This window comes from Klebsiella sp. RIT-PI-d (genome assembly GCF_001187865.1).
Taxonomy (GTDB): domain Bacteria; phylum Pseudomonadota; class Gammaproteobacteria; order Enterobacterales; family Enterobacteriaceae; genus Superficieibacter.
Genome location: NZ_LGIT01000004.1, coordinates 1 through 26,250 on the forward strand (window position 1 = coordinate 1; position 26,250 = coordinate 26,250).

Annotated in this window: 30 protein-coding genes; 7 read left to right on the forward strand and 23 right to left on the reverse strand. The window is 53.7% G+C overall.

Going from position 1 to position 26,250, the window contains the following annotated elements:
- The 9 genes from AC791_RS03290 to fkpA all read right to left on the reverse strand — a co-directional run.
- On the reverse strand, positions 1-208 hold a 208-nt coding region (locus AC791_RS03290; RefSeq protein ID WP_000031660.1), incomplete at its 3' end, for a GTP-binding protein.
- 67 nt (positions 209-275) lie between these two features.
- Positions 276-2,390 (reverse strand): elongation factor G, encoded by a 2,115-nt coding sequence (gene fusA, locus AC791_RS03295; RefSeq protein ID WP_049839066.1) that lies wholly within the window; start codon positions 2,388-2,390, stop codon positions 276-278.
- A 96-nt stretch (positions 2,391-2,486) separates the two neighbouring features.
- Positions 2,487-2,957, reverse strand: coding sequence for a 30S ribosomal protein S7 (gene rpsG, locus AC791_RS03300; protein WP_049839067.1), 471 nt, complete (start codon positions 2,955-2,957; stop codon positions 2,487-2,489).
- Between the two features lie 95 nt (positions 2,958-3,052).
- Positions 3,053-3,427: a 30S ribosomal protein S12 gene (gene rpsL, locus AC791_RS03305; RefSeq protein ID WP_003023654.1), complete on the reverse strand. Its 375-nt coding sequence runs from the start codon at positions 3,425-3,427 to the stop codon at positions 3,053-3,055.
- Between the two features lie 124 nt (positions 3,428-3,551).
- The gene (gene tusB / locus AC791_RS03310; RefSeq protein ID WP_049839068.1) at positions 3,552-3,839 is read right to left on the reverse strand and encodes a sulfurtransferase complex subunit TusB; all 288 of its coding nucleotides are present in this window, start codon (positions 3,837-3,839) and stop codon (positions 3,552-3,554) included.
- Positions 3,840-3,846: 7 nt separating this feature from the next.
- A complete protein-coding gene (gene tusC, locus AC791_RS03315; RefSeq protein ID WP_049839069.1) occupies positions 3,847-4,206 on the reverse strand; it encodes a sulfurtransferase complex subunit TusC in 360 nt (119 codons plus the stop codon).
- Positions 4,206-4,592 carry a sulfurtransferase complex subunit TusD gene (gene tusD / locus AC791_RS03320; RefSeq protein WP_049839070.1) on the reverse strand — a complete coding sequence of 129 codons (387 nt, stop codon included), beginning with the start codon at positions 4,590-4,592 and terminating at the stop codon, positions 4,206-4,208. The genes tusC and tusD overlap by 1 nt, the downstream gene beginning before the upstream one ends.
- Positions 4,592-5,314, reverse strand: a complete 723-nt coding sequence (locus AC791_RS03325) for a helix-turn-helix transcriptional regulator (RefSeq protein ID WP_049839071.1) — start codon at positions 5,312-5,314, stop codon at positions 4,592-4,594. The genes tusD and AC791_RS03325 overlap by 1 nt, the downstream gene beginning before the upstream one ends.
- A gap of 277 nt (positions 5,315-5,591) precedes the next feature.
- Positions 5,592-6,449 carry an FKBP-type peptidyl-prolyl cis-trans isomerase gene (gene fkpA / locus AC791_RS03330; protein WP_049839072.1) on the reverse strand — a complete coding sequence of 286 codons (858 nt, stop codon included), beginning with the start codon at positions 6,447-6,449 and terminating at the stop codon, positions 5,592-5,594.
- 229 nt (positions 6,450-6,678) lie between these two features.
- On the opposite strand from fkpA, the gene AC791_RS03335 reads away from it, so the two are divergent.
- A complete protein-coding gene (locus AC791_RS03335) occupies positions 6,679-6,897 on the forward strand; it encodes a protein SlyX (protein ID WP_049839073.1) in 219 nt (72 codons plus the stop codon).
- A 44-nt stretch (positions 6,898-6,941) separates the two neighbouring features.
- Here the strand turns inward: AC791_RS03335 and slyD are convergent, their stop codons facing one another.
- The 4 genes from slyD to kefG all read right to left on the reverse strand — a co-directional run bounded on the left by slyD (position 6,942) and on the right by kefG (position 10,187).
- Positions 6,942-7,526, reverse strand: coding sequence for a peptidylprolyl isomerase (slyD, locus tag AC791_RS03340; protein WP_049839074.1), 585 nt, complete (start codon positions 7,524-7,526; stop codon positions 6,942-6,944).
- A gap of 94 nt (positions 7,527-7,620) precedes the next feature.
- A complete protein-coding gene (locus AC791_RS03345; RefSeq protein ID WP_049839075.1) occupies positions 7,621-7,821 on the reverse strand; it encodes a YheV family putative zinc ribbon protein in 201 nt (66 codons plus the stop codon).
- 3 nt (positions 7,822-7,824) lie between these two features.
- Complete coding sequence (kefB, locus tag AC791_RS03350) at positions 7,825-9,636, reverse strand: glutathione-regulated potassium-efflux system protein KefB (RefSeq protein ID WP_049839076.1); 1,812 nt, start codon at positions 9,634-9,636, stop codon at positions 7,825-7,827.
- Positions 9,636-10,187 (reverse strand): glutathione-regulated potassium-efflux system ancillary protein KefG, encoded by a 552-nt coding sequence (kefG, locus tag AC791_RS03355; protein ID WP_049839468.1) that lies wholly within the window; start codon positions 10,185-10,187, stop codon positions 9,636-9,638. Before kefG ends, kefB begins: the two co-directional genes overlap by 1 nt.
- Before the next feature lie 169 nt (positions 10,188-10,356).
- On the opposite strand from kefG, the gene AC791_RS03360 reads away from it, so the two are divergent.
- Both AC791_RS03360 and AC791_RS03365 read left to right on the forward strand, forming a co-directional pair.
- A complete protein-coding gene (locus AC791_RS03360; protein ID WP_049839077.1) occupies positions 10,357-12,261 on the forward strand; it encodes an ABC transporter ATP-binding protein in 1,905 nt (634 codons plus the stop codon).
- 25 nt (positions 12,262-12,286) lie between these two features.
- Positions 12,287-13,219: a LysR substrate-binding domain-containing protein gene (locus tag AC791_RS03365; protein WP_049839078.1), complete on the forward strand. Its 933-nt coding sequence runs from the start codon at positions 12,287-12,289 to the stop codon at positions 13,217-13,219.
- Positions 13,220-13,266: 47 nt separating this feature from the next.
- On the opposite strand, the gene mdcH is transcribed toward AC791_RS03365, so the two are convergent.
- From mdcH to prs, 10 genes are all read right to left on the reverse strand, one after another.
- On the reverse strand, positions 13,267-14,169 hold the full coding sequence (gene mdcH, locus AC791_RS03370) for a malonate decarboxylase subunit epsilon (protein ID WP_049839079.1): 903 nt from the start codon (positions 14,167-14,169) through the stop codon (positions 13,267-13,269).
- Complete coding sequence (locus tag AC791_RS03375; RefSeq protein WP_049839080.1) at positions 14,166-14,786, reverse strand: malonate decarboxylase holo-ACP synthase; 621 nt, start codon at positions 14,784-14,786, stop codon at positions 14,166-14,168. The genes mdcH and AC791_RS03375 overlap by 4 nt, the downstream gene beginning before the upstream one ends.
- Before the next feature lie 2 nt (positions 14,787-14,788).
- A complete protein-coding gene (locus AC791_RS03380; RefSeq protein WP_049839081.1) occupies positions 14,789-15,748 on the reverse strand; it encodes an AEC family transporter in 960 nt (319 codons plus the stop codon).
- Positions 15,749-15,898: 150 nt separating this feature from the next.
- Entirely contained in the window at positions 15,899-16,699 is an 801-nt protein-coding gene (gene mdcE, locus AC791_RS03385; protein ID WP_049839082.1) for a biotin-independent malonate decarboxylase subunit gamma, read from the reverse strand.
- A complete protein-coding gene (locus AC791_RS03390; RefSeq protein ID WP_049839083.1) occupies positions 16,699-17,532 on the reverse strand; it encodes a biotin-independent malonate decarboxylase subunit beta in 834 nt (277 codons plus the stop codon). Before AC791_RS03390 ends, mdcE begins: the two co-directional genes overlap by 1 nt.
- Positions 17,525-17,824 (reverse strand): malonate decarboxylase acyl carrier protein, encoded by a 300-nt coding sequence (gene mdcC / locus AC791_RS03395; RefSeq protein ID WP_049839084.1) that lies wholly within the window; start codon positions 17,822-17,824, stop codon positions 17,525-17,527. Before mdcC ends, AC791_RS03390 begins: the two co-directional genes overlap by 8 nt.
- 104 nt (positions 17,825-17,928) lie before the next feature.
- Positions 17,929-18,816, reverse strand: coding sequence for a triphosphoribosyl-dephospho-CoA synthase (locus AC791_RS03400; protein WP_049839085.1), 888 nt, complete (start codon positions 18,814-18,816; stop codon positions 17,929-17,931).
- The gene (gene mdcA, locus AC791_RS03405; RefSeq protein WP_049839086.1) at positions 18,816-20,471 is read right to left on the reverse strand and encodes a malonate decarboxylase subunit alpha; all 1,656 of its coding nucleotides are present in this window, start codon (positions 20,469-20,471) and stop codon (positions 18,816-18,818) included. The genes AC791_RS03400 and mdcA overlap by 1 nt, the downstream gene beginning before the upstream one ends.
- A gap of 270 nt (positions 20,472-20,741) precedes the next feature.
- Positions 20,742-22,232, reverse strand: a complete 1,491-nt coding sequence (locus tag AC791_RS03410; protein WP_049839469.1) for a nicotinate phosphoribosyltransferase — start codon at positions 22,230-22,232, stop codon at positions 20,742-20,744.
- 13 nt (positions 22,233-22,245) lie between these two features.
- Entirely contained in the window at positions 22,246-23,106 is an 861-nt protein-coding gene (prs, locus tag AC791_RS03415) for a ribose-phosphate diphosphokinase (protein WP_049839087.1), read from the reverse strand.
- A 198-nt stretch (positions 23,107-23,304) separates the two neighbouring features.
- Between prs and AC791_RS03420 the strand changes: the two genes are divergently transcribed.
- From AC791_RS03420 to AC791_RS03435, 4 genes are all read left to right on the forward strand, one after another.
- Complete coding sequence (locus AC791_RS03420; protein ID WP_049839088.1) at positions 23,305-24,039, forward strand: NUDIX hydrolase; 735 nt, start codon at positions 23,305-23,307, stop codon at positions 24,037-24,039.
- A gap of 66 nt (positions 24,040-24,105) precedes the next feature.
- On the forward strand, positions 24,106-25,122 hold the full coding sequence (locus tag AC791_RS03425; protein WP_072094280.1) for a hydrolase: 1,017 nt from the start codon (positions 24,106-24,108) through the stop codon (positions 25,120-25,122).
- A 1-nt stretch (position 25,123) separates the two neighbouring features.
- A complete protein-coding gene (locus AC791_RS03430) occupies positions 25,124-25,342 on the forward strand; it encodes a YheU family protein (RefSeq protein ID WP_049839090.1) in 219 nt (72 codons plus the stop codon).
- A 25-nt stretch (positions 25,343-25,367) separates the two neighbouring features.
- Positions 25,368-26,237 carry a phosphoribulokinase gene (locus AC791_RS03435; protein ID WP_049839091.1) on the forward strand — a complete coding sequence of 290 codons (870 nt, stop codon included), beginning with the start codon at positions 25,368-25,370 and terminating at the stop codon, positions 26,235-26,237.
- The last annotated feature ends 13 nt before the right edge of the window (positions 26,238-26,250 follow it).

A 26,250-nucleotide genomic window follows, 5' to 3' on the forward strand; every position in this document is an offset into this window, starting at 1 on the left:
ATTCAACGTGAGAGGTGTTGATGGTGATACCACGAGCTTTTTCTTCCGGCGCGTTATCGATCTGATCGAATGCGCGAGCAGCACCGCCGTAGGTCTTAGCCAGTACGGTAGTGATTGCAGCGGTCAGGGTAGTTTTACCGTGGTCGACGTGGCCGATGGTGCCAACGTTGACGTGCGGTTTTGTACGTTCAAATTTTTCTTTAGACACGGCTATATTCCTTACTATAGCGCCCCCTCTTTGAGGGGGCACGGGACATTGGTTTTAACCCTGCGGCTTATTTACCGCGGGCTTCGATTACGGCCTGAGCAACGTTGTTCGGCGCATCATCATACTTCAGGAATTCCATGGAGTAAGATGCACGACCTTTGGTCAGTGAACGCAGCTGAGTTGCATATCCAAACATTTCAGACAGCGGAACTTCAGCATGGATCTGAACACCAGTAGCGTTAGATTCCTGACCTTTCAACTGACCACGACGACGGCTAAGGTCACCGATGACGTCACCAGTGTTCTCTTCCGGCGTTTCTACTTCAACCTTCATGATCGGCTCAAGCAGAACTGGTTTCGCTTTCTTAAAGCCATCTTTAAAGGCGATAGAAGCGGCCAGTTTAAACGCCAGCTCAGAGGAGTCAACGTCATGGTAAGAACCGAAGTGCAGACGCACGCCCAGATCAACAACCGGATAGCCAGCCAGCGGGCCAGATTTCAGCTGTTCCTGGATGCCTTTATCAACGGCAGGGATGTATTCGCCAGGAATTACACCACCTTTGATGTCGTTGACGAACTCGTAGCCTTTCGGGTTTGAACCCGGCTCCAGTGGGTACATGTCGATGATAACATGACCATACTGACCGCGACCACCTGACTGCTTCGCGTGTTTACCTTCGATATCGGTAACTTTCGCACGAATCGCTTCGCGGTAAGCAACCTGAGGTTTACCGACGTTCGCTTCAACGTTGAATTCACGCTTCATGCGGTCAACGATGATGTCGAGGTGCAGCTCACCCATACCAGCGATAATGGTCTGGTTAGATTCTTCGTCGGTCCATACGCGGAATGACGGGTCTTCTTTAGCCAGACGGCCCAGAGCCAGACCCATTTTTTCCTGGTCAGCTTTGGTTTTCGGTTCTACCGCGATGGAGATTACCGGCTCCGGGAATTCCATACGCTCAAGAATGATCACGTTGTCCGGATCACAGATGGTGTCACCTGTAGTCACGTCTTTCAGGCCGATTGCCGCAGCAATGTCGCCCGCGCGAACTTCTTTGATCTCTTCACGCTTGTTAGCGTGCATCTGAACGATACGACCAAAACGCTCACGAGCAGATTTAACCGGGTTGTATACGGTATCACCAGAGTTAACCACGCCAGAGTACACGCGGAAGAACGTCAGGTTACCTACAAACGGGTCGGTAGCGATTTTGAATGCCAGTGCAGCAAACGGCTCATCATCACTTGCGTGACGCTCAGACGGGGTATCTTTACCGTCGTCCAGCATACCGTTGATCGCAGGAACATCAGTCGGCGCCGGCAGGTAATCAATTACCGCATCCAGCATCGCCTGAACGCCTTTGTTCTTAAACGCAGAACCACAGGTTACCAGGATGATTTCGTTGTTCAGAACGCGCTGACGAAGAGCAGTTTTGATCTCTTCTTCAGTCAGTTCTTCACCGCCGAGATATTTTTCCATCAGCTCTTCAGAAGCTTCAGCTGCGGACTCGATCAGGTTCTGGTGCCATTCTTCAGCCAGGTCCTGCATGTCAGCCGGGATATCTTCGTATTCGAAGGTAACGCCCTGATCTGCATCGTTCCAGTTGATGGCTTTCATTTTCACCAGGTCGATAACACCGGTGAAACCTTCTTCAGCACCAATTGCCAACTGCAGCGGAACCGGGTTCGCGCCCAGACGGGATTTGATCTGACCAACAACTTTCAGGAAGTTAGCACCCATACGGTCCATTTTGTTAACGAACGCGATGCGTGGAACTTTATATTTGTTTGCCTGACGCCATACGGTCTCAGACTGCGGCTGAACACCACCAACTGCGCAGTAAACCATTACCGCACCGTCAAGTACACGCATAGAGCGTTCTACTTCGATGGTGAAGTCAACGTGCCCCGGGGTGTCGATGATGTTTACGCGGTGCGGCTCATATTGCTTAGCCATACCAGACCAGAATGCAGTGGTCGCTGCGGAAGTGATAGTAATACCACGTTCCTGCTCCTGCTCCATCCAGTCCATGGTTGCCGCGCCGTCATGCACTTCACCGATTTTATGGTTTACACCGGTGTAGAACAGGATACGTTCGGTAGTTGTGGTCTTACCGGCGTCGATGTGCGCACTGATACCAATGTTACGGTAGCGTGCGATGGGTGTTGTACGAGCCATTTGATTCCTCGTTTATCTTTTTAGACGTTCAATTAAGTAGCCCAAAGCGGGCTGCTTCGCTGAAGCGCCCGCCTGGAAACTAATACTCCGAAGGGATTACCAACGGTAGTGTGCGAACGCCTTGTTGGCTTCTGCCATACGGTGAACGTCTTCACGTTTCTTAACTGCTGTACCTTTGTTGTCAGCAGCATCAGAAAGTTCGTTCGCCAGGCGAAGAGCCATGGATTTATCACCGCGTTTACGAGCAGCTTCTACGATCCAACGCATTGCCAGAGCATTACGACGAACCGGACGGACTTCTACTGGAACCTGATAAGTCGAACCACCAACGCGGCGAGACTTAACTTCGACAGTCGGACGCACGTTTTCGAGCGCGATTTCGAAAGATTCCAGTGCATCTTTACCAGCACGCTGAGCCAGGGTCTCCAGCGCGCTGTATACGATAGATTCTGCAGTAGATTTTTTACCATCTACCATCAGGATGTTAACAAATTTAGCCAGCAGTTCTGATCCGAACTTAGGATCCGGCAGGATTTTACGCTGACCAATGACGCGACGACGTGGCATGGAAATACTCCGTTGTTAATTCAGGATTGTCCAAAACTCAAAGAGTTAAGTTTGACATTAATATAAAACGTTTGGCCTTACTTAACGGAGAACCATTAAGCCTTAGGACGTTTCACGCCATACTTGGAGCGTGATTGCTTACGGTCTTTAACGCCGGAGCAGTCAAGCGCACCACGAACGGTGTGGTAACGAACACCCGGGAGGTCTTTTACACGACCGCCACGGATCAGGATCACGGAGTGCTCCTGCAGGTTGTGACCTTCACCACCAATGTAGGAAGTCACTTCAAAACCGTTGGTTAAACGAACACGGCAAACTTTACGCAGTGCGGAGTTCGGTTTTTTTGGAGTGGTAGTATATACACGAGTACATACGCCACGTTTCTGCGGGCATGCTTCCAGCGCAGGCACGTTGCTTTTTGCAACTTTGCGTGCGCGTGGTTTGCGTACCAGCTGGTTAACTGTTGCCATTAAATAGCTCCTGGTTTTAGCTTTTGCTTCGTAAACACGTAATAAATCGCCTCATGCAATATGAGGACGCGAAATTTTAGGGCTATGCCGAAAGGGTGTCAAGAAATATACAACGGTCTTGTCATTACCAGGCCAATTGGCCGGCATGTTTTAGCGTAAGCCTGACGAAACCAGTATAGTCAACCCTGAGGACGCTGTTCGAAATTTGAGCAGCAAATCCCCGGGCATTCATGTCTTCTTCAAGTACATAGAGAGATATGGGGGCCGTCTTCAGCATTTCAAGATAACGATTACCTTCAATGCCTGCCTGCACGCCATCGGAGATCAATAAAAGATCGTCACCGTCGCGCAGCATTCGCAATAAAGTCGTCATATCGCAATGCCAGGGAGAATGGCGCAGGGTATGCAGCATGTCAGCCTCAAAACGTCATGATGACGTCATAGTTATTCAATTTTTCACGTAGCGCGTCCGGCTCCAGCGCCTCAACGTCCAGTACCATAGAGGTTTGCGCGTTAAATCCGCGCTCGCGAAGCGATGCTGCACAAAGCCAGCAATTTTCGATGTCGTAAAGCGGAAGCACTTTAAACGTGGCGATATAATCCCGGGCCAGAATGGCCGCAGGCTGCTGACCTGCCAGCAGTTGCAGTACGCCGTCACCGACAAAAAATACGCCGATATCGTCCTTTAATGCCGAGGTTGCCAGCAGTGCGTCAAGCCCCTCTCGCCCGGCGGAAGAACCGTGCGGCGCAGAGGTGAAAACAAAAGCGATACGGTTCATCAGAATTGCACCACTCTGTCGCAGGTGAGCGCCGCCTCAGCCAGCGCACCCAGGCCGGTAAGCGAAAAACCGTCCGCCAGATTCGCGCAGGATCCTGCTACGTGTTCGGCGCTGGCGTCATCGGTGACTCCTCGACGCAGGGCCGCCGCCACGCAAATATGCAGCGCAACGCCCCGCTCCTGAGATAAACGCTGCCACGCGCGCACCAGATCGAATTCATCACTGGCCGGGGCAGTAAGCTGATTGGCGTTATAAACGCCCTCGCGATAGAAAAAAACGCTTTTCAGTTCATGACCTTCTGCCAGTAGCGCCTGGGCAAATTGCCATGCGCCTGACGCCTGCTGGGTGCCGTAGGCCGGTCCCGTGACCAGAAGGGCAAAGCGCATTACTTATCCTGCCCCAGAAAATCGCCGCTTTTAAACTGGCGGATGTAGAGATAAACCGTGTGCTTAGAAATATTAAGGCGGTCGGCGACCTGATTAATGGCATCTTTAATATCAAAGATACCTTTCTCATAAAGGTTCAGCACGATCTGACGGTTTTTGGCGTTGTTGGACACGTTGCGATCGGCATTCACTTCTTCGATAGTGAATTCAAGGGTCTGAGCGACCAGATCATCTACCGAAGAGGCAAAGTTAACGGATGAGCCTACGTCGGGTGTTTCCGGTGGAATAAAGGTATTCATGATCTGTGAGAACGGAACATCGAGGTTCATATTGATGCACAGAAGACCAATAACGCGTTGATCGCGATTGCGAATAGCAATGGTCAGCGACTTCATCAATACGCCACTTTTGGCCCGGGTAAAATAGCATTTTGATACGCTGCTATCTGCACCGGTCATATCGTGCAGCATGCGTAGCGCCAGATCGGTAATAGGAGAACCTACCTGCCGCCCGGTATGCTCGCCGTTGGCAATACGAATTGCCGAACACTTCAGGTCCTGCAATGAGTGCAGCACAATTTCACAGTGGGCACCAATAAGCATCGCTAACCCGTCCACTACCGCTTCGTAGGATTTCAGGATGTCGAAATCGGTCTGATCGAATGGACGTTGATCCAGTAAATCAAGCTCGCTGGTTTCGTTGGTTAAAAGCGACCTGGACATTAAAGAAAGCACTCCTTTTCAGGAACCTGTCGTTATGTTTTCAGGGCAGGCTCGATTAACACGGATAACTCTTCGCAAAATCTTTCAGGATGCGGCAAGGAAGTGAGCGCCGGGCGCTTACATGCGTTAGTCGTTAGATGAACGAGCGTAGCCAATGCAGGAGCAGCCTGAAGGATGACGAGTATAAACTAATACAGCGAAGGTTCCGCTTACCAGAATTAATTATAACGTCCTGCAATAAAAAACCGCCGCCTGAAGCGGCGGCGGTTAGCATTTTTTACTTTTTAGCCGCGTCTGCGGCTTTGGCATCTGCCGGGGCCTGCGCCGCGTCAGCGTTAGCAGCGGTCGCCGGTTTGATATCCAGCAGCTCTACGTCAAAGACCAGCGTAGAGTTAGCCGGGATACCCGGAACGCCGTTTTTACCGTAAGCCAGCGTCGGTGGGATAACCAGTTTGATTTTGCCGCCTTTCTTGATGTTTTTCAGACCTTCAGTCCAGCCTGGGATCACGCCATCAAGACGGAAAGACAGCGGCTCACCACGGGTGTAAGAGTTATCAAACTCTTTACCGTCGATCAGCGTACCTTTGTAGTTCACAACAACCGTATCGCTATCTTTCGGCGCATCGCCTGAGCCGGCTTTTTCTACTCTGTACAGCAGGCCGGTAGCGGATTTTTTCACGCCTTTTTCTTTAGCAAAAGCGTCGCGGAAGGTTTTACCTTTTGCGTCGTTTTCAGCTGCGTCTTTTTCCATCTTCGCCTGAGCGGAGGCTTTCACGCGGGTCTCAAACGTTTGCAGAGTCTGTTCAATTTCCTGATCGGACAGTTTGCTCTTGTCAGCAAACGCATCCTGCACACCAGCAATCAGCTGATCTTTATCCAGCTTGATGCCCAGCTTTTCCTGCTCTTTCAGAGAGTTTTCCATGTAACGGCCCAGCGATGCACCCAGCGCGTAAGCAGACTTCTGGTCGTCATTTTTGAAGTTTGCCTTGCTGTCAGCGGCTGGTGCAGTTGCTGGCGCAGCGGCAGTGGTTGCAGGTGCAGCAGCGGTCGCAGTTTCTGCGGCAAAGGTCAGCGGTGCGTTCAGCGCGACAGCCATTGTCGCTGCCAGCAGGGTAACTTTAAACAGTGATTTCATCCATATCTCCAGGGCCGGGGCATCTCACCCCAGGTTAACTTTCAAATAAGAAGCGTACTATAAAACGTTGCAGAACAAATCTACAGACGGACTCTCCTTAATTACCGATCTTTTCAGACTATTTTTGTTTAAATTAGTTTCCCGTTAATGACGTCAATGCTGCGCAGAGGACTAAAGTTAAGTAGAATCCGCCCGCCAGCTACTAAAAGTCGCAGAGAAGAGGTGAATTATGCAGGATAAAACAATGGAAGCGCGTCTGGCAGAACTGGAAAGCCGACTGGCATTTCAGGAGATCACGATTGAGGATCTTAACCAGACCGTCACCGCTCACGAGATGGAGATGGCGAAACTCCGTGAACATTTACGCCTGATGGCGGAAAAAATAAAGGCCAGCCAGCCGTCACAAATGGCATCGCCAACGGAAGAAACGCCACCGCCGCATTATTAAGACGTAAAAAAAGCGGGTTACCCCGCTTTAGCATGATACGACAATTAGTGACAGCCGCAGCCGCCGTTGCCGCCGCAACCACCTTTACCGTGGTCGTGATCGTGGTCATGGCCGTGACCGCCACAGCAGCCGTCATGGCCGTGATCGTGGTCATGATGATCATGTGCACCGTGTACGTGACCGTGCTCCAGCTCTTCAGCCGTTGCTTCACGAATAGCAACCACTTCTACGCTGAACTTCAGGTTCTGACCTGCCAGCATGTGATTACCGTCAACGACAACGTGATCGTCTTCAACGCCAGTGATTTCAACCGGTACCGGGCCCTGATCGGTTTCTGCCAGGAAACGCATACCGACCTGCAGTTCGTCAACGCCCATAAAGACGTCCTTAGGAACGCGCTGTACCAGGTTTTCATCGTACTGGCCGTAAGCGTCATTCGCTTCAACAGCAACGTCAAATTTGTCGCCTGGCTCATGACCGTCCAGGGCATTTTCCAGGCCTGAAATCAGGGAGCCGTGACCATGCAGATAATCCAGCGGCGCGCTTACCGGAGATTCATCAACCAATACACCGTCTTCTGTACGTACCTGATAGGCCAGGCTGACCACCAGGTCTTTTGCTACTTTCATGATATCTCCTGAGCAAGGAAAGAATAGTGGCGCAGATTGTAGCGGAATTCTGCACCTGTGTACCCCTTAGCGTAAAAAAAGCTGCCCGATCTCGCTAGTCCGGATGAAAAATACCGATCACCTGCTCTTCTTTGCGAACATGATCGCGGGCGTCTTTATCGACTTCACGCATCTGGTGACCACATTTAACACATTCAACGATATCAATATTATTTTCCCGCCACATCGCCAGCGTATCCTGAGCCTGACAGGAGGGACATTTTGCGCCTGCAATAAAACGTTTACGGACTGACATCATTTACTCCTGATCAAATTCATCCCAGCCGTCAAGCTGGTGGCGTTCCAGATGCATTTCGCGCTGGAAGATCTCCTCCAGTTCACGTCGTGCTTCCTGGACGCGCGAAATCTGCACCGTATCGGTATGAACTGGCATTAGCTCGCGCAACATACGCATATCCAGGCGGCGGAAATGAAGCTGGGCGCGATGCGCCTGATGCGGATGAACACCCAGTGAAATTAACGCCTTACGGCCTAACTCCAGCGCACTGGAAAACGTCTCACGCGAGAACTGCGTTACGCCCGCCTGGAGCAATTCATGAGCCTCAACACGACCGCGCGCGCGGGCCATAATGTGCAGCTGCGGAAAATGCTGCTGACAAATTTCCACCAGTTTCATGGTGTCTTCCGGCTCGTTACAGGTGATGACAATGGATTGCGCCTGCGCCGCGCCCGCCGCGTGCAATAAATCCACCTGCGTGGCATCGCCATAATACACTTTGTAACCATATTTACGCATCAGGCCGACCGCGCTGATATCACGCTCCAGAACCGTAATGCGCATTTTGTTGGCCATCAGTAAACGGCCAATAACCTGACCAAAGCGACCGAATCCAACGATAATAACCTGCGGTTTATCATCATCGACCCACGGTTTTTCGTCCTCATCATCCGGGCCGTTAAACTGGCGCGATAGCCGTTTATCAATGACTTTCATCAATAGCGGCGTGGTCATCATCGACAACGTAACCGTAACCAGCAGCAGCGCCATCTGATCGTTCTGGAACAGTTTTTGTGACGATGCCGTAGAGAACAGAACAAAAGCAAACTCCCCGCCCTGACTGAGTACGCCAGCAAACTGCACGCGCTCGGAGCTACGCAGGCCGTAAATGCGTGCCAGTAAATACAGCACCATCATTTTGACGGCGACCAGCGCGAATACGCTGAACACCACCCACAGGAGATGCGTATAAAGTACGCCAAGGTTGAGCGCCATGCCAACTGAGATAAAGAACAGTCCCAGCAGCAGACCTTTAAACGGTTCGATAGAGGATTCAAGCTCGTGACGATATTCGCTTTCCGCCAGCAGTATCCCGGCGATAAAGGTGCCGAGCGCCATCGACAATCCCAGCGCATCCATAAACAGCGCCGATCCCAGCACCAGCAGCAGCGTGGCGGCGGTAAAGACTTCACGTACGCCAGATGCGGCGATAAAGCGAAAAACCGGCCGCAGCAGGTAGCGTCCACCAATCAGCATCCCGGCAAACGCCAGCACTTTCATGCCGATTTTGATCCAGTCAAAATGATCGTCGCCGGAGCCTGCCAGCAGAGGCACCATCGCCAGCGCCGGGATCACCGCTAAATCCTGAAACAGCAGTACCGAAAACCCAAGTTGTCCGGACTCGCTGCGATTCATGCCCTTTTCGCGCATCAACTGGAGCGCCATCGCCGTTGAGGACATCGCAAGGCCAATACCGCCGACAACCGCCGCTTGCCATGAGAAGTCGGTCAGCATCAGCAACCCGCCAAGTATTGCTGCGCTGAAGATGACCTGCGCCGCGCCAACGCCAAAAATCGAGCGCCGTAGCTGCCAGAGTTTACCGGGGTTCAGTTCCAGCCCGATGATAAACATCAGGAACACCACGCCCAGCTCGGAGAAATGCAGGATCTCGTCGACGTCGCTGATAAATCCCAGCCCCCATGGGCCAATGGCAATGCCTGCCAGCAAATACCCCAGTACCGCGCCAATGCCTAAACGTGCCGCCAGCGGTACAGCGACCACCGCCGCAAAGAGAAACAGGACACCCGCCAGTAACAGATCGGAACCTTCCATTACTGACCTCCATGAATAACAGGTGATGCCAGCCATTCTGCGTAAGCGTTGGCCTGGCTTGCCAGCTCAACCGGCGTTTGCCGTCTTGCCCAGTAAACAATCATAGGATTAAGCCAGTGCATACGGCACATCGCTGCGGTTAACTCAAAAGGGCGTAAAATATCGCTCATCGGATAACGATTGAGCGCGTCATGCCGGTAAGCGCTTTCTGGCTCGCCGGTCGTTATTACACTTCGCCAGTACTTTCCCGCCAGCTGGTTTCCACCCGGTCCGCTGGAAAATCCGCGGCTTAATACCCGATCAAGCCACTCTTTAAGCAGTGCCGGACAGCTATAGGTATAAAGCGGGTGCTGAAACACGATGACATCGTGCTCAAGCAGCAGCGCCTGTTCGCGCGGAATATCGATAAAAAAATCGGGATAATGTGCATAAAGATCGTGCACAGTAACATTTTGCAGCTGCGTGGCCGGTTTAAGCAGAACCCGGTTGGCTACCGAGTCCTGTGATTCCGGATGGGCATACAGCAGCAGGACTTTCGCTGTCTGCGACATCATTCCCCTCCCGGGTTTGTCGTTCTGTCTCGTTCAGGCCACATTGCGACCAGAATGATTTTGTCTATCGTCTTCATTATGGGCTACCATTGCGGCCCGGTGCGGCATTTTGCCAGCAACCTACATTATCATAATGACAAATTAACATAGTCTGAACATACGGCACCTTATGATTGTTTTCTCCTCGTTACAAATTCGCCGCGGTGTGCATGTCCTGCTGGATAACGCTACGGCCACCATTAATCCAGGCCAAAAAGTGGGCCTGGTGGGTAAAAACGGCTGTGGTAAATCCACACTGCTGGCCCTGCTTAAAAATGAACTGAGCGCCGATGCCGGAAGTTTTACCTTCCCGGGCAACTGGCAGCTGGCGTGGGTCAATCAGGAAACGCCTGCGCTACAACAACCCGCGCTGGATTATGTTATCGACGGAGATCGGGAATTTCGCCAGCTCGAAGTCCAGTTACAGGCCGCAAATGATGCCAACGATGGCCACGCGATAGCGACCATTCACGGTAAACTGGACGCCGTCGACGCCTGGACCATCCGCTCGCGCGCGTCCAGTCTGCTGCACGGGCTGGGTTTTAGCAGCGAACAGCTTGATCGTCCGGTAAGCGATTTTTCCGGCGGCTGGCGTATGCGTCTCAACCTCGCGCAGGCGCTAATTTGTCGCTCCGATTTACTGCTGCTTGATGAACCGACCAACCACCTCGATCTGGATGCGGTGATCTGGCTGGAGCGCTGGCTGAAAAGTTATCAGGGGACGCTGATCCTGATTTCCCACGACCGCGATTTTCTCGACCCGGTAGTGGACAAAATTATTCATATTGAGCAGCAGTCGATGTTTGAATACACCGGCAACTACAGCTCATTTGAACGCCAGCGTGCCACGCGCCTTGCCCAACAGCAGGCAACCTACGAAGGCCAGCAGCAGCGCGTGGCGCATCTGCAAAGCTTTATCGATCGCTTCAAGGCGAAAGCCAGCAAGGCAAAACAGGCGCAAAGCCGCGTGAAGATGCTGGAACGAATGGAGCTTATCGCCCCGGCACATGTCGATAACCCCTTCCATTTTAGTTTCCGCCTGCCGGAGAGCCTGCCTAATCCACTGTTAAAAATGGAGAAAGTCAGCGCAGGCTACGGTGAGCGCACCATCCTTGATTCTATTAAGCTCAACCTGGTTCCCGGTTCGCGCATTGGTCTTCTGGGGCGTAATGGCGCGGGTAAATCAACGCTGATTAAACTGCTGGCCGGTGAACTTGATCCCACCAGCGGAGAAATTGGTCTGGCGAAAGGGATCAAACTGGGATACTTCGCCCAGCATCAGCTCGAGTTTTTGCGCGCCGACGAGTCGCCATTACAGCATATGGCACGCCTTGCACCGCAGGAGCTGGAACAGAAACTGCGTGATTATCTTGGTGGTTTCGGCTTTCGGGGTGATAAAGTCACCGAGGAAACCAGACGTTTCTCCGGCGGCGAAAAGGCGCGGCTGGTACTGGCATTGATTGTCTGGCAGCGGCCAAATCTGCTGCTGCTTGATGAACCGACCAACCACCTCGATCTTGACATGCGCCAGGCCCTGACCGAAGCGCTGATTGAGTTTGAAGGCGCGCTGGTTGTCGTGTCGCACGACCGGCATTTGCTGCGTTCCACTACCGACGATCTGTATCTGGTGCACGACGGCAAAGTTGAACCTTTTGATGGCGATCTGGAAGATTATCAGAAATGGCTAAGTGACGTGCAGAAGCAGGAGAGCCAGCCGGAGGACACGACTAAAGACAACGCCAACAGCGCGCAGTCGCGTAAAGATCAGAAGCGTCGCGATGCGGAATTACGTACGCTGACCCAGCCTCTGCGTAAAGAGATCGCCCGTCTGGAAAAAGAGATGGAAAAACTCAACGCTCAACTGGCGAAAGCCGAAGAGATGCTGGGTGATAGCGGACTATACGATCAGAGCCGTAAAGCCGAGCTGACGGCCTGTTTGCAGCAGCAGGCCAGCGCAAAATCAGGCCTTGAAGCGTGCGAGATGGCCTGGCTGGACGCGCATGAACAGCTGGAAGCCATGACCCAGGGCGAATAATTTTTATCATCCGGAGCGGATAGCCATGATCCCGAGTATCTCCAGCGACATTACCTTTCGCAAGCTCGCTATCTTCATGACGTTTATGGAGAAAGGCACTATCGCCCGTACTGCCGAGGCGCTGGCGCTCAGCGGCGTCAGCGTCCATCGTGCTCTGCATACGCTGGAAGAGAATGTACGCTGTCCGCTATTTATTCACAAAGGCCGTAATCTGATCGCGCTTCCGGCAGCGTTGACGCTGCTGGAATACTGTCAGGAAGTGACGCAGCTTATGGCGCGAGGGCTGGAAGAAACGCGTAAAACCGCAGGTGTCGGGCAGGGACGCCTGCGGGTGGGCACGCTCTACTCGCTGACGCTGGAAACCGTTCCGCGCCTGATTATGGGCATGAAACTGCGGCGTCCGGAGCTGGAAATGGATTTGACGATGGGCTCCAATGCGGCGCTGCTGCGGATGCTGGAAGATGGCATGCTTGATGCGATCCTGATCTCTATTTCTGAAAGCGATATTGATCGTAATAGCCTGGAAGTCCTGCCGCTATTTCATGATGATATTTACCTTGCAGCCCCTGCCAGCGCCTCGCTGGATACGTCTACGCTTGCCGATCTACGCGATTACAGCGACCAGAAATTTGTCTCGCTGGCGGAAGGTTTTGCCACTTACGTGGGCTTTCAGGACGCGTTTCATATCGCCGGTTTTGAGCCAGAAATCGTGACCCGGGTGAATGATATTTTTTCTATGCTCAGTCTGGTGCAGGCGGGCGTCGGCTTCACGTTAATGCCTGGCCGTATGAAGAAAATGTATGAAGGGTCGGTGAAACTGCAAAAATTGTCGCAGCCCTACCAGATGCAGCAGCTTATCGCCATTGTCTTTGCCCGCAATCGCGAGCTGGACCCCGGTCTGTTAGCGCTGGCCGCAGAGGGCCGAATGTATGCCAGAAGTCTACAGGAGTCGGGGTAAATGGCTGCGGTGTCAGAAGGTAATCCCTGGCGCCGCAATGCCGGGTATTAGCTCTGCACTTGCAGACGGTTTGCCAGGTGTACCGCGACCTCAATACCGCTACGCTCCAGCGAAATCGAATCGCCCTCCCAGGCAGCCTGCCGGGTAAGACAGGTTAATACCCCGCCTGGCGGCATTTCGATAGCCAGCCGGGATTCGCGTTCATTGGCAGCAATGACCGCTTCCTGCCAGCGTACCGTGCGGGCCATGTTCATCGCCAAATCATCCGCGATTTTTTCCGGCTGCCATAATACGCGTCCGGTACTGCCGCTAAGATAGGCGCAGCGCGGGCGAGCAAGGGTCACACCCGCAAACGCCGCCACTAACTTCTGCGCGGGTTCCGCTAATAGCGCGCAGTGTGAGGGCACGCTGACCGCCAGACGATGTACTTTGTTGGCCCCTTTCGCAAGCGCACGCTTCGCAACATCGGCCATCGCTTCATCGCTCCCGGCAATCACGATTTGCGTTTCGGCATTCAGATTAGCAATATAGGTCCCGCTGCCTTCGGTCAGGGCTTCCACCTGGCTCAGCGTTAGCCCCATGATGGCCGTCAGGCCGTAGCCGTGAGGGTAGGCCTGCTCCATGACATCACCACGCAGCGCCACCAGTCTTAGCGCGTCGGCAAAATCCAGCGCGCCCGCGACTACCGCAGCTGGATACGCGCCGATAGACAGGCCGCTGACAATATCCGGCTCGATACCGCGCCGCTGCAACTCTCGCCCCCAGGCTACGCCGCAAATTAACAGCGCAAGCTGGACCGCCCGGGTATGACGCAGTGCCTCTGGCGAATCGAGCGTCAGGGCTTCGTCGCCTAACACCGCGTGCGCCTGCGCCATTTCATCGCCGGGAAGCTGTTGTAGCATACCGGGACGCTGTGTCCCCTGCCCCGGAAAGGTAAACAGAATTTTCATGATCCCTCCCTGTGCCACGGGTCGCGAACCAGAAGCGGCCCCCGGCTGGTTTTCAGCAATACTTTGCCGTCGCGTAACCACTCCGCCAGCGCGAAACCGCCGTTGGGCGTCTCGACCTGGGTGTCCGCACGGCAAAGGACTGTCGTTAATTGTTGCTGCCAGCGTTCCAGTTGCTGGCGTGGCAGCTGTTGTGGTGCCCGGATCAGCAGATCCAAATCGCTTTGAGCATGGATAACCGGGATACCGGTCGCCAGCGCATACGCCACGCTGCCCGTAATTCCCCACTGCCACGGCCATGCCTGCTGCGCAAGCTGAAGCGCGACCTGCACCGGCGGCTGCGAGATAAACGGTGAACGTATTAAGGTCTGCGGATTGACCAGATCTTCTGGCGCAATGCTGCGTACAACATCGCCAGGGTTTACCCAGCCCGCCGCACGCTGGTCGCGACGCATTCCGCGCACGCCTGCGGGAATACGTCCCTGAACATCAACATCGCGCCGCACCACAACCGGCAAACCGGTATGCCAGACGTCATCCACCCACGATTCTGTAATATCTTCCAGTGCGTTTCGGGTGGTCAGCCAGATAAGCTCGTGCGGGCGTGATGTTGAAGTCATGATTACATTCCTGAAGTCAGCGAGATAAACAGCGGCAGCGACAGGATACACAATACAGAACTGAGCAGCAGTACGGCTTCTGCATCCGGCGACTGCACACCAAAGCGGTTACCGAATACCACGCCGAAGAAACCGGCAGACAGCGCGATCATCAGAATTGCCGTAATGGCCACTGAACCATGCAGACCAAATGCCAGCACCAGACCCCAGGCAATCGCGGGTTGGATCAGCAGCTTCGCAATGGTCGAGGTAATGACCATAGTGTTGATTTTCAGTTTACGCGCAGACAGGATAACCCCGGTCAGGAACAGCGCTGCAGCCGTGGCAGCCAGACCCAGCGGTTTAATTGCCGCCAGTAACAGCTCGGGCATCTTGATACCGATAGCCGAAAGGATCACCCCCAGCAGCGGCCCCATGACGATCGGCTTCTTGATTGAACGCCACATCAGCACCGGCAGCATTGACAGCGTAGAACCGGTATTGCCGCCCTCGCTACGCGCTTTTTCGCGCTCGAGGATCAGCAGGCAGAACGGCGTCATCAGCACGGAACCGCAGGCAATTGAGACGGCAACAGAAAGTGACGTAGACGGACCTTCACCCAGCACGCTACCCAGAATCGGCAGACCGAGCGCAGCATAGTTTGGCAGCGCAACCGTCAAAGTCAGTACCGCAGCATCCTGCGACGATTTTTTAAATACGCTGGTGGCGAGGAAATAAATTGCGGCATAAGTGATCCACATGGCCAGCGTCAGTACCAGAACCAGCGGCGACTGCGCCACAATTCCCGTCCACGGCGTTTGCACCGTGGCGCTGAACAGCGCCGCTGGCAGTGCAAAATCCATTACAAAAATGTTCAGCAGGGAAACGTTCTTGTTGTCTACCATTTTGGCCTTTCCGGCCCAGAACCCCAGCAGCATAATCAGGAAAATCGGTGCAAGAGCATGAACGATCACGTAAGTCATAAATCACCTGTAGTTTAAAAGAAAAATCACGGCATTCTTCCGGCGACCGTTCCCTGAGTCGGCAGAAGAATGTGTGTTTAGTACTGGCGCGATGATTATTATTTTTCGCTTGCCTGCTCAACGGCAGGCAATCCGGCAGGTCTCGCTTACTTACCAGCTTGCTCGCATACGTTCACGTACCAGAGCAGAGCTGCGACGGTTATCGGCACCCAAACGGTTTTTAAGCGTAGGGTCCTGACGCGCGTCATTAATGGCCTGTTGCAGCGTGGTGGTCACCTGCTCCAGATCGGTTGTAGTCGGGGCATCCGGGTTAGTGATGTCCAGCAGATCCGCAAGCAGCCCCAGCGTGGCGTAGTTATCAATGTCATAGGCCATCGGCGGGATCGTCGCGGCCAGTTTTTCCAGTGACTCTACGGAGCGCAGCGTGATACGCGCGGCGGATTCTTTCCCCATCGCATGGATCAGTACGCCTTTGTCGTTAAAGGCGATCAGACGGTTGGCCTGATAACCGTGCGCCAGAAATGCACCGGACATCGCTTTACCGACGATAAGGCCGATGACCGGATGCCCTGCCAGACGTGCATTAGCGTACGCGGCGGCGGCACCCGCCAGCGCCTGATGGATCCCAAAACCTTCTTCACGACGGCCGTATGCCTGGCTTGGTACATCAATAACCGCCACAATCGGACGTTTGACGGCTTTATCGGCATCAGCAGCGATGGTTTCAGAAACCACTTTTGCCAGCGTCCAGCCTTCGAGCAGACCGACTTCACCGCCAGCGGCGCGCGGGAAATGGTTATTGGCATCGGGAACCACGGCGATGAAACGCACGGTTTCGCCATTCAGTTCGCCATCAGCGGCCTGCACTGACGGGCAAAGACCTTCCAGACGTTTTGCATTCGGCGCCAGCGTTTTTAGCCATACTTCGCCGCGATGTGTTGAGTTGCTCATCATTTCACCTCCCGGGCGAAAAGCGTTTTGATTTGTTCGGCATCGGCCTGATTGCGGGTGTCGAAGCGGGTCAGACGCGTTAAATAATCGTCATAGTTATCGGTACGGTGTTTAGCCGGAACGCCTTTTGCGATGGCGTCATTCATGGCCTCTTTCACCGCATTGATGCCGTCGACGACTAAGGCATCCACCAGCCCGCTTTGATAGCGCACTTCACCCCCGGTCATGCTCCAGATAAACGGACGGTCGCGGGAGTCATACTCTTCAATCCCGGCTTCCTGTTCGATAACCTGCGGACCGTTCAGACCCAGACGCGCTTCGCGGGTCACAATCAGATAGCTGCACAGCGCGGCGGCAATAGACATCCCGCCGAAGCAGCCTACGGTTCCGGCGACGATCCCGACTACAGGCGTGTAACGACGCAGGTCAACAATGGCCGCGTGAATATCAGCGATGGCCGCAAGACCGAGGTTAGCTTCTTGTAAACGTACGCCACCGGTTTCGAGACATAAAACCGCCTGCGTCGGAATACCGTTGCGGTTGTCTTCTGCTGCCAGTTCAAGCGCCGCTGCCATTTTGGCACCGGACACTTCGCCCATACTGCCGCCCTGGAAAGCGCCTTCAATCGCCACGACCACAGCGGGTTTACCGTTGATCGTGCCTTTCGCCACGACCATGCCATCGTCGGCCTGAGGAACAATCCCCTGTGCGCCCAGCCACGGCGACATGATGCCTTCGAACGGGTCGAGCAGTTCGCGGTAGCTGCCGTCATCCAGCAACGCTTGTGCGCGCTGGCGCGCTTTTAATTCGATAAAACTGCGATCGTCACGCATAGCTCACCTCTTCAAAAACCTGTTCGATACGGATGCGCGCCACGCCGGGCGTTGCGCCGAAATCGTGGATCGTTAGTTTGCCTGCAGGCAGCGTGCTGACCGTTTGTAAACGGCTGAACAACGCTTCCCAGCGGCTACGGCTGTTATCGACAGAAGTGGTGATATCAATGGTTAACGTCTGGCCCTGGTCGGCGGTGAATAACACCTCCATATCTCCGGAGCCAACAACGCCTGCCAGCGATTTACCGTGTAAGGTACGGCTGGCCGGTACGGTTAACGTAATATGTTCCATAACATCCTCTTAATGCTTTAAATATACACGTTGTACTTCAAGTTACAGATGCGTTGGCTACGCTCGTTCACCCCAGTCACGTACTCATGTACGCTCCTGGGGATTCACTCTCTTGCCGCCTTCCTGCAACTCGAATTACTTTGTGTATAGGGCGATTCGATACGATCGAGAAACAGGGTGGCAGCAAGCAGATCTGCCGCACCGCCTGGCGATGCGTTAAGGGCCAGCATGTGGCGGTCTAACATCGCCAGCGCCAGCTGTCCTGCCGGATGCGCGCTTCCGCCCGCTTTCAACACGGCGCGTGCGCCAAGCTGCATGGCATCAAGCCCCTCCATTCCGGCGCGAGAAAGTACGCAGGTGTCGGTCAATGAGGTCATGATGGCCATCAGCGCATCCAGACGAGCATTCGTTTCATTACTGCCGTTCAATCGACTCTGACGAAGCTGCGGTAACGCACGCTGCACTACGTGAGGAAACGCCTGCTGCGCCTCTTCACGCGCCCCGGGTACCCGATAACGATGGGTCGCGCGAAGCCCTTTACTAAAGGCTTTCGGTGCCGCCTCATCCGGCAGTTTTGCCAGATCCGCAGCGGTACTGGCGACCTGTTGCGCGGTACCCACGCCACCGTGCATCGCCACGGCGCTCACCAGCAGCCCCAGCGCCCAAATCGCGCCGCGGTGGGTATTTACGCCTTGCGTCGCGGCCATCATCTGCTGCTCGCCTGCGCGACCAAGTCGCCCTATGGTTTGTCTAAGTGCAATATCCGCCGGACGTCGCCAGCTTTGTTGCGCCAGCGCCTGAAACGTAGAGGTCAGGCTATGCGCGGAACGCTCCATCAGTGCAAGCGTGAGATCGTGGTGCGCGCCGTTCCCCCGACTGTCCACCAGACCGGGTTTCGGGCTTAATCGTGCTTCGTCAATCAGACACTGCGTGGCGGTTCGCGCCAGCCATTCCGCACCGCCTTCAACCTGAATCTGGGGCAGACGTTTCATTACCAGCTCCGGAATTTTGCAGGTGGGTTGTAGAGACCGCCGGACCATTCAACCAGTTCCGAGACGCTCCCGGCCGCCAGCAGCGAACGGGTGGCATCGGTACGACGAATGCCAATATCTTCCGGGTAGACCACTTTTCCACTCTGGCGCAGCGCGGCAACGCGTTTAGCATCAACGCCCAGACCGATATCGGTGATCCCGGCCACTGCCGCAACCATCGCCCGGCGCTCTTCAAGACTCTCGGCCCGATAAAGGTAAGCAATACCCTCTTCGGTCAACACGTGAGTCACGTCATCGCCGTAAATCATGACCGGTGCCAGCGGCATTCCGGACGATTTAGCCACGTCGACCGCATCGAGTTTTTCTACGAAGGTAGGCTTAACACCGGCCTGGAAGGTTTCCACCATCTGTACAACCAGTTTTTTACCCCGCTGCAGTGGGTCAGGCTCGGTAATCATGTTCAGCCAGGCAGGCGTAGCATGGCGACGACCGTGCGGATCGTGACCCATATTCGGCGCACCGCCGAAGCCGGAGAGACGACCACGCGTTACCGTTGAAGAGTTAGCGTAACCATCAACCTGTAATGTGGAGCCGATAAACATATCCACCGCGTACTGGCCTGCCAGCTGGCAGAACGCACGGTTAGAACGCATGGAGCCATCAGCCCCGGTAAAGAACACATCAGGACGAGCGCGAATGTACTCTTCCATCCCCAGCTCGCCGCCGAAGCAGTGCACGCTTTCCACCCAGCCGCTTTCAATTGCCGGGATCAGCGTCGGATGCGGGTTCAGCGTCCAGTGTTTACAGATTTTGCCTTTCAAACCGAGCTGTTCGCCGTAGGTCGGCAGCAGCAGCTCAATGGCAGCGGTATTAAAACCGATACCGTGGTTCAGCGACTGCACCTGATGCTCCGCGTAGATGCCTTTAATCGCCATCATCGCCATCAGAATATGTTCTTGTTTAATCAGGCGCGGATCGCGGGTAAACAGCGGCTCGATAAAGAACGGCTTGTCAGCAACGACGACGTAGTCGATCCATGAGCCAGGAATATCGACGCGCGGCAGATCGCATTCGTCATCCACCAGTTCATTAACCTGAGCAATAACAATACCGTCATGGAACGCGGCGGCTTCAACCAGCGCCGGGGTATCTTCGGTACTGGCTCCGGTGTAAAGGTTACCTTTGCGGTCGGCTTTAAAACCGGCAATCAGCGCAACATTTGGCGAAAGGTCAACATACAGGCGGGAATACAATTCGATATAAGTATGGATGGCACCGATTTCCAGCTGGCCATCTTCCAGCAGCTGCGAAATACGCAGGCTTTGCGTACCCGAGAAAGAGAAGTCCAGCTTACGGGCGATCCCTTTTTCAAAAATGTCCAGGTGTTCACTGCGTCCAACGCTCGGCATGATCATATGCAGATCGTGCACAACGTCAGGGTTTACCTCAGCCAGCATGCGGGATAAGAAATCAGCCTGCTTCTGGTTGTTACCTTCGAGTACGACGCGATCGCCCGGTGCGATCAGTTTTTCAAGCATGGCGGCCAGGTCTGCGGTCGGCAGTACCTTGCCCTGCACCGGTACGGAAGCCAGACGCCGCTGTTTCTCGGTGCGGCGCGTGTTCCAGACTCGTGCTGGCGTTTGTCCAGATAACATTATTAACCTCCTGATTCAGCTAATCAGTTTGATTGGCTTAACACTGTAGAGAGTGTGAACGTTGGTGAGAAATGCATCAATTAAGCAGAGGACAGAATCATTAGCCTGAGAGTAATGATTATAGTGAGTGATGTTTGACGGGGATCAATTTGATCGCTTTAGAAGAATTTACTGGAACATATTATTGTCATTGCAGATGACAATAATATGAACTTGCTGATTAAACAGCCGGGCAAGGCGCAACCGCCACCCGGCATATCAGACAGGGGGTTAATCTTGCGCGGCAAGACGCTGGCGGATTTGCTCGAAATGCTCGCGGTTGAGAAGTTTACCATCCAGGAAACGGGTTTTAAGCTCGCCTTCCTGCTCCTGCGCCCAGGTCTGTTCATCGTGAAGCACCAGTTCGCCCTGGGCATCGCGCTCAACGCGGAGCAGACCGCGGGCGGAGCGTTTCATACCGTTATCAGTTTTAGGCTCTTTGAAGATCGTGCGCCCTTCGCCATTAACCTGGCCCCACGTGGCTTTCATCGCAAAACCGAAGGTATCGCGGGTGTTGTACTGATAGGTAAATGAACCAATGCCAAATACCACATTCGAGCTGGCAAAGCCTTTCGCTTCCAGACGACGCAGGATCGTATTGGCTCGCTCAAGAGTAATTGAATCGCCATAAATTAAACCGACATGCGGATCGAGAACTTTATATCCTTTGTCATTTACCGTACCGCCAAAAATCTCCCACAGCACTTCAACGGATCCTTTCTCTTCCGGGCTACGATCCGCGCGCGTATCATCGTCCGCTCCGGTCCCGCACAAAATGTCGACCGGATCGCCACTGTCCGGACGAAATACCACACGCCCTTCACGGTTCATAATCGACGCTTTCAATTCCCGGGTATATTCAGTCAATACGCGCCAGTAATCCCAGGTGTCTGAAACAATCGACACAAATCCCTGCGGGTAAAGATCGACAATTAAACGACGGAACGTTTCAATTTCGCCTTCATGCTGGCCCATACACATCACGCTGTGTTCGGTGGCCGGAATACTGGCGCCGATAAAATATTCTTCGCCATCGGTATAGTAATCACGCGCATACAGAATAGAAGGAATACTGTCGGTGCCTTTAAAACTGAGCAGATGACCACCGCCTGCCTGCATGGTGTCCTGTAAGCCTGCCATGCCGCGAAAAGAGAAATCGTGGCACTGAAAATCCAGATGCGAAAGATCGCTACAGGTCTTATCCGCCCACGTCGCACAAATTTTACGATAGTGGTGGGCGATGGTGGCATTGGTAGAGGCTTTCCACAGCTCGGCAGAGAGTACTGTCTCCAGGTAGTTAACCAGCCAGAACGCATCCTCGCGAGTATTGGTAATCGTCAATACCGGCACTTTCATAGGCACTTTGCTGCCTTCATCCAGCGCTTTGATGTGTAACGGAAGGTAGCCTGTCCGGTGCAGCGTGCGGATATGGTCGACGGCAACGGCATCGCGTCCCAGATAGCTATCCATAATCTGCTTGTATTCATTCACCACGTCGTCTTCCGGGCGGGCGAAAAACGCGTCATTAAACAGATCGACCAAAAACCATTGCATAAAGCCCTGTAAGCCGAAGAACACCAGTTTGCCGTCGGCAAGCGGAGACTGAAAGAAACGATCGCTACGCGGTGTAAAGTTGGAATAGACTTTAGTGGTGCCCTGCGGATACTGAACACGGTGCGACACTTTATAGCCGTCGATAGCCAGAATAGGGTTCATTTTCATCATGTTTTCTCCATTAAGCCGCGTAGATATCGTTAATATCAATCAGTTCAAGATTCGGATGGGCCAGCGCAGGCGATGCCAAAGAGGTCGTGGTATAAAGCGCATCTATGCCGTTTGAAAGCAAATTTTCTACCCCCTTAGAAAAGATACCGTGCGTAACGTACAGGCTAACGCTGCGTGCTCCTGCTTCGCGCAAAACGCTGGCAGAGCCGATAAATGTCCCGCCGGCATCGCATAAATCATCGACAATCAGCAGATCCCGTCCTTTTACGTCCCCGGAGACCAGTGCAAAACCCGTCAGATTGCCGCTCGCGACATCGCGTTTTTTGGTTAATACCGCATAGTCGGCGGTCCCTGCCGCTCTGGCCACCGCATCAATTTTCTTCAGCGCACCGGCATCGGGAGCGACCAGCATCAGGGCCTGCTGCTGAAATTGACGTGCCAGCGTCCGACTGTGCAGCAGGCACGCGTCTTGCGGGACAGTAATAAAATTGTCGATGGCTGCCGCTGCCGCGTCGCTGTGCGGGTCAAGCACTTTGACTTTATCGAACCCGAGCAGATTGAGTTGCCGGGCAAAAACTTTCAATGCGAAGCTGTCGCCGGCCACCATATGGCGATCCTGACGCGCCCACGGCAGCCAGGGAAGTTCAAGATGGCTAACCAGAACATCGGTAGTATGGCGTACAGCATCAACTAACTGAGCCAGCAACATAAAATCATTCATGTCGCACAGGGCTGCGGCGCGAATACGCATTAAATGGGCGCTGGCAGGCAATTCACCCGTGACTTTCAGCCAGACCGCGCCATCAGGAAAAACGCCGGTGGTTAAAGCAACGTCCTGATTATCGATAAATAACTGCAATCTCATTGCCATTTCTTTGCCCTCTCAGCCAGTTATTGTCCCTAAGACAATTTAATAATGTCTCTAAGACACAAATAGTACAAGCTATTTTTTAACCAAAATCATAAAATAGCGATAACTGGCTGATATTGAAAATAAAAAAAGCGTGTTTTTTGTGCACAGCCGGACTGGTAAACTAGAGTCCCCTGTAACTGAGAGTGGCGACAGTTAATGACGACAGAAGCGGAATATCTGAAAAACTACGATGCCAGCCGTTTTCCATCGCCGCTGGTGACTGTGGATAGCGTACTGTTTACGCTACATCAGGGCGAACTTTGCGTATTGCTGGTAGAGCGTGCCAGTCAGCCACATCAGGGACGCTGGGGACTGCCGGGCGGCTTCATTGACCTGAAGCACGATGGCTCTACCCGCGATACCGCGCTGCGCAAACTTACCGAAAAGACCGGCGTATCGCCTTCCTGGCTGGAGGAGCTGCAAACGTTTTCCGGCCCGGATCGCGATCCGCGCGGCTGGAGTCTGACGATCGGCTGGTTTGCACTGATATCGTGGGTGGACTGCGCACCGCATATCGACAGCGTCAGCGAAGCTAAATGGCTTCCGGTGCAGCGGCTTACTGATTATGCACTGGCGTTTGATCATGCCAACATTGTGCAGATTGCCCTGCATCGCCTGCGTCAAAAAACCAAATATTCGTTGCTGCCGGTTTACTGCTTGCCTGAGGTCTTTACTCATGCGCAACTCCAGGAGGCAACAGAAATTATTCTTGGGCAACCGATCCAGCGCAAAAGTCTGATCCGGCGTATTGAAGCATCGGGAATGCTGGAAGAAACCGGCGAGAGCATCGCGACCGGCGCGCGTAAAGCCCGGCTATGGCGACGCAAGCCCGGCGTGGATATTCATCTTTTTTCGCGTAATCTGCTGGCCGAGCAAGGAATCGCCCCTTAAATGAATAAACTGTAATCATGATTACAGGTTATATTACGGCGCAACTTTCTTAATTTATCCTCAGTCATGGCTCACATTTCATCTGAACAATCGCCTGTCGGGCACCACGATTCGCATTTTTTTCGCCCCATGCCCGGGGCGCGGAATCCCCATCTGCAAACCATGCTGCCGCGCCTGCTGCGCCGTCGGGTTCAATTTACGCCGGTCTGGCAGCGCCTGGATCTGCCGGATGGTGATTTTATCGATCTGGCGTGGAGCGAAGATCCCCATCAGGCCAGGCATAAACCCAGGCTGGTGGTTTTTCACGGGCTTGAAGGCAGCCTGCACAGTCCTTACGCACATGGTCTGATCCATGCTGCAAAAGCCCGTGGCTGGCTTGGGGTGGTCATGCATTTTCGCGGCTGTAGCGGCGAGCCGAATCGGCTTAACCGCATTTATCACTCAGGTGAAACTGAAGACGGTACCTGGTTTTTACACTGGCTGAAGCGCGAATTTGGCAATGCGCCCACTGCGGCGGTTGGCTACTCGCTGGGGGGGAATATGCTCGCCTGCCTGCTGGCCAAAGAAGGCGATAACGCACCGCTGAATGCCGCCGCTATCGTCTCTGCTCCTTTTGTACTGGAAGCCTGTAGTTATCATATGGAAAAAGGCTTCTCCCGGGTGTATCAGCGCTATTTGCTTAATCTGCTGAAGGGCAATGCAACGCGCAAGCTGAAAGCCTTTCCCGGCACTCTGCCAATCGAGCTGGCACAATTAAAGCAGGTACGACGTTTGCGCGAGTTTGACGATTTAATTACGGCGCGCATTCACGGCTTTACCGACGCTATCGACTATTATCGTAAGTGCAGCGCGATGCCGTTGCTCAGTCAGATAGCTAAACCGACGCTTATCATTCATGCTAAAGATGATCCGTTTATGGATCATCACGTTATTCCTGAGCCAGGCACGCTACCGCCGCAGGTCGAGTATCAGCTCACCGAACACGGTGGTCATGTCGGATTCGTGGGCGGTACGCTGCGACATCCGGAAATGTGGCTGGAAAAACGCATACCCGACTGGCTAACTACATACCTCGGAGCTTAAGGTGATTATTCCCTGGCAGGATCTCGACCCAGATACTCTCTATAGCCTGATCGAAAGCTTTGTCTTGCGTGAAGGTACTGATTATGGTGAACATGAGCGTTCACTTGAGCAAAAAGTCGCCGACGTTAAACACCAGCTCCAGACAGGCGAAGCCGTACTGGTGTGGTCAGAACTGCATGAGACGGTCAATATCATGCCTCGCACGCAGTTCCGCGGCTAATTTACTGATTCTTCAGGGAGTTGCTATGTCTGCCAAACATCCAGTGATTGCGGTAACAGGGTCCAGCGGCGCGGGGACCACGACGACCAGTCTCGCGTTTCGCAAGATTTTTGCCCAGCTTAATCTGCATGCAGCGGAAGTCGAAGGCGATAGCTTTCATCGCTATACTCGCCCGGAAATGGACATGGCCATTCGCAAAGCCCGGGATGCCGGACGGCATATCAGCTATTTTGGCCCGGAGGCGAATGACTTCAATCTGCTGGAGCAGACATTTATTGAATATGGACAGTCGGGAACCGGTCAGGCGCGCAAATATTTGCATACGTACGATGAAGCCGTACCGTGGGATCAGGTGCCAGGAACGTTTACCCCCTGGCAACCGCTGCCGGAGCCGACCGACGTATTATTTTACGAAGGTTTGCACGGCGGCGTTGTCACCCCCCAGCATGACGTCGCGCGTCATGTCGATTTACTGGTTGGCGTAGTGCCGATTGTGAACCTGGAGTGGATACAAAAATTAATTCGCGACACCGGCGAGCGCGGCCATTCACGCGAAGCCGTCATGGACTCCGTGGTTCGCTCAATGGATGACTATATTAATTTTATTACCCCCCAATTTTCCCGGACCCATATTAACTTCCAGCGCGTACCCACCGTCGACACCTCCAACCCATTTGCGGCAAAAAGCATTCCCTCGCTGGACGAAAGTTTCGTGGTTATTCACTTTCGTAATCTGGAAGGGATCGACTATCCCTGGTTGCTGGCCATGCTTCAGGGTTCGTTTATTTCTCACATTAATACATTAGTGGTGCCGGGCGGGAAAATGGGCCTGGCAATGGAGCTGATCATGCTGCCGCTGGTTCAGCGTCTGATGGAAGGTAAGACAATTGAGTAAAAGGTGCGCAAGT